The sequence below is a fragment of the Pseudomonas sp. GM60 genome (assembly GCF_000282415.1).
Taxonomy (GTDB): Bacteria; Pseudomonadota; Gammaproteobacteria; order Pseudomonadales; family Pseudomonadaceae; genus Aquipseudomonas; species Aquipseudomonas migulae.
Genome location: NZ_AKJI01000049.1, coordinates 37901 through 48795, shown reverse-complemented (window position 1 = coordinate 48795; position 10895 = coordinate 37901). Strand labels below are relative to the sequence as shown.

The 10895-nt window shown below is 59.8% G+C and carries 9 protein-coding genes; 5 read left to right on the top strand and 4 right to left on the bottom strand.

What is annotated here, in order from left to right; all coding sequences use genetic code 11:
• The first annotated feature begins 1 nt into the window (after position 1).
• Both PMI32_RS16115 and thiO read left to right on the top strand, forming a co-directional pair.
• Positions 2-400 carry a type IV pilin protein gene (locus tag PMI32_RS16115; protein WP_008028801.1) on the top strand — a complete coding sequence of 133 codons (399 nt, stop codon included), beginning with the start codon at positions 2-4 and terminating at the stop codon, positions 398-400.
• 54 nt (positions 401-454) lie between these two features.
• Positions 455-1555, top strand: coding sequence for a glycine oxidase ThiO (gene thiO, locus PMI32_RS16120; RefSeq protein WP_008028800.1), 1101 nt, complete (start codon positions 455-457; stop codon positions 1553-1555).
• Positions 1556-1664: 109 nt separating this feature from the next.
• Here thiO and PMI32_RS16125 read toward each other — a convergent pair whose 3' ends face one another.
• The 4 genes from PMI32_RS16125 to PMI32_RS16140 form a co-directional block, all read right to left on the bottom strand.
• Positions 1665-2996 carry a sigma-54-dependent transcriptional regulator gene (locus PMI32_RS16125; RefSeq protein WP_008028798.1) on the bottom strand — a complete coding sequence of 444 codons (1332 nt, stop codon included), beginning with the start codon at positions 2994-2996 and terminating at the stop codon, positions 1665-1667.
• A gap of 2 nt (positions 2997-2998) precedes the next feature.
• A complete protein-coding gene (locus PMI32_RS16130) occupies positions 2999-4588 on the bottom strand; it encodes a sensor histidine kinase (protein ID WP_008028795.1) in 1590 nt (529 codons plus the stop codon).
• Positions 4578-4811 carry a PP0621 family protein gene (locus PMI32_RS16135; protein ID WP_008028794.1) on the bottom strand — a complete coding sequence of 78 codons (234 nt, stop codon included), beginning with the start codon at positions 4809-4811 and terminating at the stop codon, positions 4578-4580. The genes PMI32_RS16130 and PMI32_RS16135 overlap by 11 nt, the downstream gene beginning before the upstream one ends.
• 135 nt (positions 4812-4946) lie before the next feature.
• A complete protein-coding gene (locus PMI32_RS16140; protein ID WP_008028792.1) occupies positions 4947-5969 on the bottom strand; it encodes an outer membrane protein assembly factor BamD in 1023 nt (340 codons plus the stop codon).
• A 151-nt stretch (positions 5970-6120) separates the two neighbouring features.
• Here PMI32_RS16140 and rluD point away from each other — a divergent pair, with 151 nt between their 5' ends.
• The 3 genes from rluD to clpB all read left to right on the top strand — a co-directional run bounded on the left by rluD (position 6121) and on the right by clpB (position 10500).
• Positions 6121-7083, top strand: coding sequence for a 23S rRNA pseudouridine(1911/1915/1917) synthase RluD (rluD, locus tag PMI32_RS16145; RefSeq protein WP_008028788.1), 963 nt, complete (start codon positions 6121-6123; stop codon positions 7081-7083).
• The gene (pgeF, locus tag PMI32_RS16150; protein ID WP_008028787.1) at positions 7080-7805 is read left to right on the top strand and encodes a peptidoglycan editing factor PgeF; all 726 of its coding nucleotides are present in this window, start codon (positions 7080-7082) and stop codon (positions 7803-7805) included. The genes rluD and pgeF overlap by 4 nt, the downstream gene beginning before the upstream one ends.
• Before the next feature lie 130 nt (positions 7806-7935).
• Positions 7936-10500, top strand: coding sequence for an ATP-dependent chaperone ClpB (clpB, locus tag PMI32_RS16155; RefSeq protein WP_008028785.1), 2565 nt, complete (start codon positions 7936-7938; stop codon positions 10498-10500).
• Positions 10501-10895: the final 395 nt, after the last annotated feature.

Here is a 10895-nt window from a genome sequence, read left to right as displayed (position 1 = left end):
CATGCGCAGATCCAACCGAGGTTTTACCCTGATCGAAATCATGATCGTGATTGCGATCATCGGGATCGTCATCACCATCGGCTACCCGAGCCTCACCGAATACGTGAAAAAGGGCCGCCGGGCTGAAGTGGCCGGGCTGCTCTCCGAGCAGGCGCAGGTTCTTGAACGGTTTTACTCGAAGGGTAATGTCTACACCGGTGCCACGGGCCTGAGCGCCGGTAATGACTATTACACCATCACCCCGACCCTGACCGACCAGACCTTCCTGCTGACCGCTACACGCAAGGCCGGCAGCATGGCGACTGACAAGTGTGGCGATTTCACCATCACCAACACCGGTGTCAGAAGCATGGTCAATGCGACGGCCGGACTGACCACCAAAGATTGCTGGGGTCGCTGATTTTTTTTCGGGCGCCTTTTGCGCCTCCTGTCTCTTTAACGGTTGGATCGGAACATGACCATGCAACAGCAAGTGGTGATAGTCGGCGGCGGTGTGATTGGCCTGCTGACAGCGTTCAATCTCGCGTCGCAAGTACAGAGCGTTGTGCTGCTGGACCGTTCGAATGTCGGTCAGGAATCGTCCTGGGCCGGTGGCGGCATCGTTTCGCCGCTCTACCCATGGCGCTACAGCCCGGCAGTCACCGCGCTCGCCCATTGGTCTCAGGACTTTTATCCACAGCTGGGCGAGCGCCTGTTTGCCGCGACCGGGGTTGATCCAGAAGTGCACACCACCGGCCTGTACTGGCTGGACCTGGACGATGAAGCCGAGGCACTGGCCTGGGCCGAGCGGGAAAACCGTCCGTTGCGGGCTGTGGATATCTCGGCGGCGCACGATGCGGTGCCGGTCCTGGGTGGCGGTTTCACCCGCGCGATCTACATGGCCGACGTGGCTAACGTGCGCAATCCGCGGCTGGTGAAATCCCTCAAGGCTGCCTTGCTGGCGATGCCGAACGTGACGATTCATGAGCAGTGCGAAGTCAGTGGGTTCGTTCGCGAAGGCGAAAAAGTCGTCGGCGTGCAGACTTCGGCGGGCGCGATCCACGGTGATCAGGTGGTGCTGACGGCGGGTGCCTGGAGCGGTGATTTGCTCAAAAGCCTGGGCCTTGCGTTGCCGGTTGAACCCGTGAAAGGGCAGATGATTCTTTACAAGTGCGCGGCGGACTTCTTGCCGAGCATGGTGCTGGCCAAGGGGCGTTATGCGATTCCTCGCCGGGATGGACACATTCTGATTGGCAGCACGCTGGAACATGAAGGCTTCGACAAGACACCGACCGGCTATGCGCTTGAGAGCCTGAAAGCGTCTGCGGTGGAATTGATTCCAGCACTGGCGGATGCCGAGGTGGTCGGGCATTGGGCGGGGTTGCGACCGGGTTCACCGGAGGGCATTCCCTACATCGGCCGGGTGCCGGGCTTCGAGGGGTTGTGGCTCAACTGCGGGCATTACCGTAACGGTTTGGTGCTGGCGCCGGCGTCGTGCCAGTTGTTTGCGGATGTGATGCTGGGCAGGACGCCGATCATTGATCCGGCGCCGTATGCGCCGGCCGGGCGGATCTAATCGCGGGATATTGGGCGTCTGACAGACCGCCTTCGCGGGCAAGCCTCGCTCCTACAAGATCAACGACGATTGACATCTGTAGGAGCGAGGCTTGCCCGCGAAGGGGCCCTCAATCCAGCCCGAATTTCTTCAACCTGTAACGCATCGACCGAAACGACAAATTCAATCGCTGAGCCGCTGCCGTGCGGTTCCAGCGGGTTTCCTCCAGGGCCTGGAGGATGAGTTTGCGTTCGACGTTTTCCAGATAGTCCTCCAGATTGTCGATCTGCGTCAGGTCCGGCACACCGCTGTCGGCGCTGCAATTGCCTTCGGCCAGTCGCAGGTCGCTGGCTTCGATCTGCTTGTTGTCGCACAGGGTGTGGGCGCGTTCGAGCATGTTCTCCAATTCCCGCACATTGCCCGGAAAACGATAGCTTTTCAGCGCCTCAAGCGCTTGTGGGTGGAGCTTCGGGGCGGGTTGGCCGCTGGCTGCCGCCAGACGCTTGAGCACATGACCGGCCAATGACTCGATGTCGTCGCGGCGCTCGCGCAAAGGCGGAACCCGCAGTTCGATCACATTCAGCCGGTAATACAAATCCTGGCGAAAGCGTTCAGCGGCGACTTCGGCGTCGAGGTCTTTGTGGGTGGCGCAGAGGATCCGCACATCGACCACGGTTTCCTGTTGGCCGCCAACGCTGCGAACGGCTTTTTCCTGAATCGCCCGCAGCAGTTTGACCTGCATCGACAGCGGCAAGTCGGCCACTTCGTCGAGGAACAGCGTGCCACCCTGAGCGGCCTGGAACAGCCCGGGCTTGTCTTCGATAGCGCCGCTGAAACTGCCTTTGCGATGGCCGAAAAACTCGCTTTCCATCAGTTCCGACGGTATCGCCCCGCAATTGACCGGGACAAACGGCTGGTTGGCGCGCGGTCCTTGTTCGTGGATCAGTCGGGCGACCAGTTCCTTGCCGCTGCCGGACTCGCCGCTGATGTAGACCGGCGCCTGACTGCGGGCCAGTTTGTCGATTTGTTTGCGCAGGCTGCGCATGGGCAGCGAATCGCCCAGCAACCGTCGGTCGATGGCTGCGCCCGGTGCCGGCATGCGCAAGGCACTGGTGACCAGTTCGCGCAGCCGCGTGAGGTCCACCGGTTTGGTCAGGAAGTCGAAGGCGCCGGCCTTGAGGGCGTTGATCGCCGTTTCGAGGCTGCCGTAGGCGGTAATCATGGCCACCGGCAGGTTTGGGGCGCGTTGCTGGATATGTTGCACCAGCTCAAGACCGGTACCGTCCGGCAGGCGCATGTCGGTCAGGCACAGGTCGAAGGTCTCACGCTTCAACAGCGCTTGGGCTTCGCCGAGGTTACGGGCACTGACGGTGTCGAGTTTCATCCGTCCCAGGGTGATTTCCAGGAGTTCGCGGATATCCGGCTCGTCGTCGACGATCAGGACTTTTTGCCGTGGGCACATGTTCAACTTTGTTTCCGTCCGTGAGCAAAGGTGATGCGAAAGCAGCCGCCATCATGGCGTGGCTTGAAGTCTAGGCGGGCCTGGTTGCTTTCGCACAGCTCACGGGACAGATACAGCCCCAGGCCTGTGCCTTGGGCGCTGGTGGTATAGAACGGTTCGAACAAATGCACCTGCTGGTCCGGTGCCACGCCGGGGCCATCGTCCCGAACCTCGATGATCGGCAACTGGCTGTCGGGGTCGACAAACAAATCGAGCCAGACCTGCGCCTGATCGTGGACCTGAGCGCTATGACGCCAAGCGTTGCGCAACAAATTGTCGAGAATCTGGGTGAGCTGGTTCGGGTCCATCAGGGTTTTGAAGTCGCCTGAACCGATGCGCAGGTGAATCTGCTGACGATCGAGCGCACTTTCGCGACTGTCGGCAACGAACTGCTCCAGCCACGGTTTCAGATCGAGTCGTTGCGGGATGGTTTGCTGGCGGCGGGACAGTTGCAGGACGTTTTCGATAACCCGATTCATTCGCTGAGAGTGGTCTTGAATAATCTGGGTCAGACGTCGATCCGCGCCGTTCAGTTCCTCCGATTCCTGCAATAGCTGAGCGGCATGACTAATGGCGCCCAAAGGATTGCGAATTTCGTGGGCGATACCAGCCGTCAGGCGGCCCAAAGCGGCGAGCTTCAGTTGTTGGGCCTGTTGGGCTATTTGTGCGAGATCCTCAAGGAAGACCAGGGTTTGGTGGTGCGGGCTTTGGGCCAGGGCAATGAAGCTCGGTTGCAGTTCCAGGCCGCTGTTGGCGATTTTCAGGCTCTGGGGGCGCAGCGTCGGATTGTTCCGCCACAGTTGCAGGCGTTCGACCAGAATCGGCAAGCAGTCGTCGATCCGTTGGCCTTCGAGATGGTCTCGGCCCAGTAAGATCAGCGCGCTGTGGTTGGCCAATTGCACCCGCAGTTGGCCGTCGAGCACCAGGATGCCGGTGCGCATGCGTTGCAGGATCAAATCATTGAGGGCTTCGAGGCCGACCACTTCGCTGGCCCGTTGTTCGGCGAGGGTTTCGCTGACTTCCAGGCGTTGGATCAAGCCTTGCACCAGCAACGCCGCGGCAAAGCACAACACACCGAGGGTGCCGGCTTGCAGGTAATCGTTGGGGCTGGCGGGATGGCTGAAACTCAGGAGAAAGCTCAGCCCGACGATGCCGAGCGCGCCCACGGCGGCGATCAGCAGGCCGATGCGGCTTCGCAACAAGGTGTTGCTGATGGCCACCGAGACGATCAGCAAGTTGCCGATGGCGCTGGCGACACCGCCGGCGGCGTAGAACAAGCCACACAACAGCAGGACATCAATCAGCGCCAGGCTGAACAGTTGCGCCGGGCGGCGAGTGTTCTCGAAGAAGACCACCAGCAAGATGTTCAGCAACAGGTACAGCCAGCTGCCACTGCGCAACAGGCTGTCATTGGCGAACGTCAGCAACTGGTTGTCCAGGTTGCTGGAGATCAGCAGCACCAAGGTGATGCCGACGCTTAGGCGGTAGAGGTGATAAAGGCGCAGCAGTCGCTGAGCCTGTTTGCTGCCGGGACTGGGCGTCTCAGCGATCACTGGAGCCCGGGCCTTGCTCGAGGTGAGCCTGGCTGCAATACCACTGTTGTTGAAGGCTCAGAGCACGGTCGCGGGGCAGGTGTACGCCGCAATGGGCGCAGCGGACCATGGGCGCGGCTTCCAGTTCGGCGGGGGACTTGGGTGCAGAAGCTTGGCCCTTGAACTTGCGCCAGAACCATACCGCAGCGGCAATCAGGGCGATCCAGAACAGTAAACGAAGCATGATGAGCTGCTTTATGACGAGTGATTAAGCAGTTTAGCCAAGGACATGACGGGCGCACAGCCTGTTAGTGCTGCAATAAAAATCCGCCATAAAAAAAGGAGCCTCGAAAGGCTCCTTTTTGCACCACTGGTCGTATCAGTCGAACACGCCGAAGGTCATGTAACTGAACCACGAGCGGTCGCTGTTGTTGCCTTCCGCTTCGTGATTTTCTTCTTCGATCACGTCGCCATTTTCATCTTTAGGCTTGAGATCGTTCGGAATCGCTTCTTTGGCGTCCCGGAATTGTCTCTGCACGTCCTGGTTGGCGCGGGTTTCGCCCGGCGGCAGCGGTGGACGGGATTCGATCAGGCCCAGAGTCGCCTTGCTCAACCACGAACGGTTGTCGGCTTCGTCGACCGATGGCACGAACTGACCGTCTACCAGCGTTGGGTGGTTCGGGTAGTTGAGCTTCAGGGTTTCGAGGCTGGTAGCTGCCAGGTCGTCCAGGTGCAGACGCTGGTAGGCTTCAGTCATCACCGCCAGGCCGTCGCCGACCGATGGGGTTTCCTGGAAGTTTTCCACCACGTAACGACCACGGTTCGCGGCAGCGACGTAGGCCTGACGGGTCAGGTAGTAGTCGGCGACGTGAATTTCGTAGGCTGCCAGCAGGTTGCGCAGGTAAATCATGCGCTGCTTGGCGTCCGGCGAGTAGCGGCTGTTCGGGAAGCGGCTGGTCAGTTGGGCGAACTCGTTGTAGGAGTCGCGGGCAGCACCCGGGTCACGCTTGGTCATGTCCAGCGGCAGGAAACGCGACAGCAGGCCGACGTCCTGGTCGAAAGAGGTCAGGCCCTTGAGGTAATAGGCGTAGTCCACGTTCGGATGCTGAGGGTGCAAACGAATGAAGCGCTCGGCGGCAGACTTCGCAGCCTCAGGCTCGGTGTTCTTGTAGTTGGCGTAGATGAGCTCGAGTTGAGCCTGATCGGCGTAGCGACCGAACGGATAACGCGACTCCAGCGCCTTCAGCTTGGCTGTGGCGGCGGTGTAGCTATTGTTGTCCAGATCTTGCTGAGCCTGCTGGTACAGCTCGACTTCGCTAAGGTTTTCGTCTACGACTTCCTTCGATGAGCAAGCAGCGGTCAATGCGAGGATGGCGATCAGCAGCAGGTGTTTCACTTGCATGGCGGCTTGCGTCCCTATGACGGCCGCTGTCTTGGGCGAGGCCGTCCTGTTATGATGAGCGCCCCGTTGAATAGCCTCGGGGCAAAAGACGCCGTATTTAACCACAAGCGCGCAGCCGAAACCAAAGGCTGTGCCGACGCCTAGTCTGAGCATGTCCGATAAAATTGAACTTCGCGCAGAGGTGCCGTCCGAATTGGGCGGCCAACGCCTCGATCAAGTCGCCGCACAATTATTCGCTGAGCACTCGCGCTCGCGCCTTTCCGCCTGGATCAAAGACGGCCGCCTGACTGTGGATGGGGCGGTTATCCGCCCGCGAGACATCGTTCACGGTGGCGCCATTCTTGAACTGACTGCCGAGCAGGAAGCTCAGGGCGAATGGATCGCTCAAGACATCGAGCTGGACATCGTCTATGAAGACGACGACATCCTGGTGATCAACAAGCCTGCGGGCCTGGTGGTGCACCCGGCTGCCGGTCACGCTGATGGCACCTTGCTCAACGCCTTGCTGCACCACGTGCCGGACATCATCAATGTGCCCCGCGCCGGTATCGTGCATCGTCTGGACAAGGACACCACCGGTCTGATGGTGGTGGCCAAGACCATTCAAGCGCAGACGCAGCTGGTTACACAGTTGCAGAGCCGTAGCGTCAGCCGGATCTACGAGTGCATCGTGATCGGCGTGGTGACGGCGGGCGGCAAGATCAATGCGCCGATCGGTCGTCACGGCCAGCAACGCCAGCGCATGGCCGTGATGGAAGGTGGCAAGCAAGCCGTCAGCCATTACCGTGTGCTTGAGCGTTTCCGCTCCCACACTCACGTGCGGGTGAAGCTGGAAACCGGTCGTACGCACCAGATTCGCGTGCACATGGCGCACATCAACTACCCGTTGGTCGGAGATCCTGCCTATGGCGGTCGTTTCCGTATCCCGCCAGCCGCCAGCCAGACCATGGTCGATTCCTTGAAGACGTTCCCGCGTCAGGCGCTGCATGCGCGGTTCCTGGAGCTGGATCACCCGACTACCGGTAAACGCATGAGCTGGGAATCGCCACTGCCGGACGATTTCGTCTGGTTGCTGACGCTGCTCAAGCAAGACCGCGAGGCGTTCATCGGATGAGTGACTGGCTGATTCCCGACTGGCCTGCGCCTGCCGGGGTGAAAGCCTGCGTCACCACCCGTGCGGGCGGCGTCAGTCTGGCGCCGTTCGACAGCCTCAACCTCGGCGATCACGTCGACGACAGCCCCGAAGCTGTTGCCGAAAACCGCCGTCGCCTCACCGATCATTTCTCCATGCGGCCGGCCTGGTTGAAGCAGGTTCACGGCATCGCCGTGGCTCACGCGGACCCAAGCCTTGTGGCCACCGCCGACGCCAGCTGGACGGCAACGCCCGGCATTGCCTGCTCGGCGATGACGGCTGATTGCCTGCCCGCGTTGTTTTGCGACCGTGCCGGCACTCGCGTCGCTGCGGCCCACGCCGGTTGGCGCGGGTTGGCGGCGGGCGTGCTCGAAGCGACGCTCGATGCGCTGGCCGTGCCCTCGGAAGACGTGCTGGTCTGGCTCGGTCCGGCCATTGGCCCGCAAGCCTTTGAAGTCGGCCCGGAAGTGCGCGATACCTTCGTCGAGCAATTGCCCGAATCCGCGAAAGCCTTCGTGCCCAGCCAAAACGCTGGCAAATTCATGGCTGACATCTATGAGCTGGCGCGTTTGCGTCTGGCGGCTCGTGGTGTCACTGCTGTTTATGGTGGCGGTTTCTGCACCGTGACCGATCCCCGCTTCTTTTCTTACCGTCGTAGTCCTCGCACTGGTCGGTTTGCCTCCCTGGTCTGGCTCGAAAGCTAGACTCGACTGATCTGCATCAACGTCACGACGCTTGAAACTCCCAGAATCGACCACATCTATAGCGGTATCTGGCAGGTTTCTTCATTCAGGATGTTTTATAGGTCCGGCCTGCTCAAAAGGAAGGTGACCCATGCGTATAGATCGTTTAACCAGCAAATTGCAGTTAGCTCTATCCGACGCCCAATCGCTGGCCGTCGGCCTTGACCATCCCGGTATTGAACCGGCGCACTTGATGCAAGCCATGCTTGAACAGCAGGGTGGTTCGATCAAGCCCCTGTTGATGCAGGTCGGCTTTGACGTGAACAGCCTGCGTAAAGAGCTGACCAAAGAACTCGATCAACTGCCAAAAATCCAGAACCCGACCGGCGACGTCAACATGTCGCAGGACTTGGCGCGTCTGCTCAACCAGGCGGATCGCCTGGCCCAGCAGAAGGGCGATCAGTTCATTTCCAGTGAGCTGGTGCTGCTCGCCGCCATGGACGAGAACAGCAAACTCGGCAAATTGTTGCTCGGTCAGGGCGTCAGCAAAAAAGCCCTGGAAAACGCGATCAACAACCTGCGTGGCGGCGAAGCGGTCAACGACGCCAACCACGAAGAGTCGCGTCAGGCGCTGGATAAATACACCGTCGACCTGACCAAGCGCGCCGAAGACGGCAAGCTCGATCCGGTAATCGGTCGTGACGACGAAATTCGCCGGACCATTCAGGTGCTGCAACGCCGCACCAAGAACAACCCGGTGCTGATCGGTGAGCCTGGCGTGGGTAAAACCGCCATCGCCGAAGGCCTGGCCCAGCGCATCATCAACGGCGAAGTGCCGGATGGCCTGAAAGGCAAACGCCTGCTGTCCCTGGACATGGGCGCGCTGATTGCCGGTGCCAAGTACCGTGGCGAGTTCGAAGAACGCCTGAAATCCCTGCTCAACGAACTGTCGAAGCAGGAAGGGCAGATCATTCTGTTCATCGACGAACTGCACACCATGGTCGGCGCCGGTAAAGGCGAAGGCTCGATGGATGCGGGCAACATGCTCAAACCTGCGTTGGCCCGTGGCGAGTTGCACTGCGTCGGCGCGACCACGCTCAACGAGTACCGCCAATATATAGAGAAGGACGCGGCCCTTGAGCGGCGCTTCCAGAAAGTGTTGGTGGACGAACCGAGCGAAGAAGACACCATCGCCATTCTGCGTGGCCTGAAAGAGCGTTATGAAGTTCACCACAAAGTGGCGATCACCGACGGCGCGATCATCGCCGCGGCCAAGCTCAGTCATCGCTACATTACCGATCGTCAGTTGCCGGACAAGGCCATCGACCTGATCGACGAAGCCGCCAGCCGCATCCGCATGGAGATCGACTCCAAGCCGGAAGTGCTGGACCGTCTGGAGCGTCGTCTGATTCAGCTGAAGGTGGAATCCCAGGCGCTGAAGAAAGAGAGCGACGAAGCGGCGATCAAGCGTCTGGAGAAACTCCAGGAAGAAATCGTTCGTCATGAGCGTGAGTATTCGGACCTCGAAGAAATCTGGAACTCGGAAAAAGCCGAAGTTCAGGGTTCTGCGCAGATCCAGCAGAAAATCGAACAGTCCCGTCAGGAACTGGAAGCCGCCCGCCGCAAAGGCGACCTGAACCGCATGGCCGAGCTGCAATACGGGGTGATCCCGGACCTGGAGCGCAGCCTGCAAATGGTCGACCAGCATGGCAAAAGCGAAAACCAGTTGCTGCGCAGCAAGGTGACCGAGGAAGAAATCGCCGAAGTCGTCTCGAAGTGGACCGGTATTCCGGTGTCGAAAATGCTCGAAGGCGAGCGCGACAAGCTGATGAAGATGGAAGGCCTGTTGCACCAGCGTGTGATCGGTCAGGACGAAGCGGTGATCGCGGTTTCCAACGCGGTGCGTCGTTCGCGGGCCGGTTTGTCCGACCCGAATCGTCCGAGCGGTTCGTTCATGTTTCTCGGCCCGACCGGTGTCGGTAAAACCGAGTTGTGCAAGGCGTTGGCCGAGTTCCTCTTTGATACCGAAGAGGCGATGGTGCGGATCGACATGTCCGAGTTCATGGAGAAACATTCCGTGGCCCGGTTGATCGGTGCGCCACCAGGCTACGTAGGGTATGAAGAGGGCGGTTACCTGACCGAGGCGGTGCGTCGCAAGCCTTATTCGGTGATCTTGCTGGATGAGGTCGAGAAGGCCCACCCGGATGTGTTCAACATCTTGCTGCAAGTACTGGAAGATGGCCGCCTGACCGACAGCCATGGCCGTACGGTGGATTTCAAGAACACCGTGATCGTCATGACCTCCAACCTGGGCTCGGTACAGATCCAGGAACTGGTCGGTGATCGCGAGGCTCAGCGCGCAGCGGTGATGGATGCGATTTCCACGCACTTCCGGCCGGAGTTCATCAACCGGGTCGACGAAGTGGTGATCTTCGAGCCATTGGCGCGGGATCAGATCGCGGGCATTACCGAGATCCAGTTGGGTCGTCTGCGCAGTCGCCTGACTGAGCGCGAACTGAAACTGGAGCTCAGCCCTGAGGCCATGGACAAGCTGATCGCGGTTGGCTACGACCCGGTATACGGCGCACGGCCACTGAAACGTGCGATTCAGCGCTGGATCGAAAACCCGCTGGCGCAGCTGATTTTGTCGGGTCGTTTCATGCCCGGCGATACCGCCAGGGGGGTGGTGGAAAACGACGAAATCGTCTTCGCCTGATCCGCTTTTGTAGGAGCAAGCTTGCTCGCGATGGGCGTTAACGATGAAGCGTCCTTCCTGGATAACTGCGGTGTCCTTGGGTGCTTCGCGAGCGAGCTCGCTCCTACATAATCCATAGCTGAACAACAGGCCTCGCATTGCGAGGCCTTTTTTTCGTCAGGTTGTTGAACTCAAAGGAAAAGGCTTGTAAAGTGCGCCCCGCAGTAAGTCACCCGGAAGGGTTTCTGCTCCCCAAGCAGGAATCTGAAATAAGTTGCAAATCATTAACTTGAATGCAATTTAGGGGGTTGACAGAGGTGCTTAAGATTGTAGAATAGCGCGCCTCAGACACACGAACGCAGCGATGCGAACGGGTCGAAGAGAACGCAGTAAAGCTTCACCGTTGTAAATTGAAA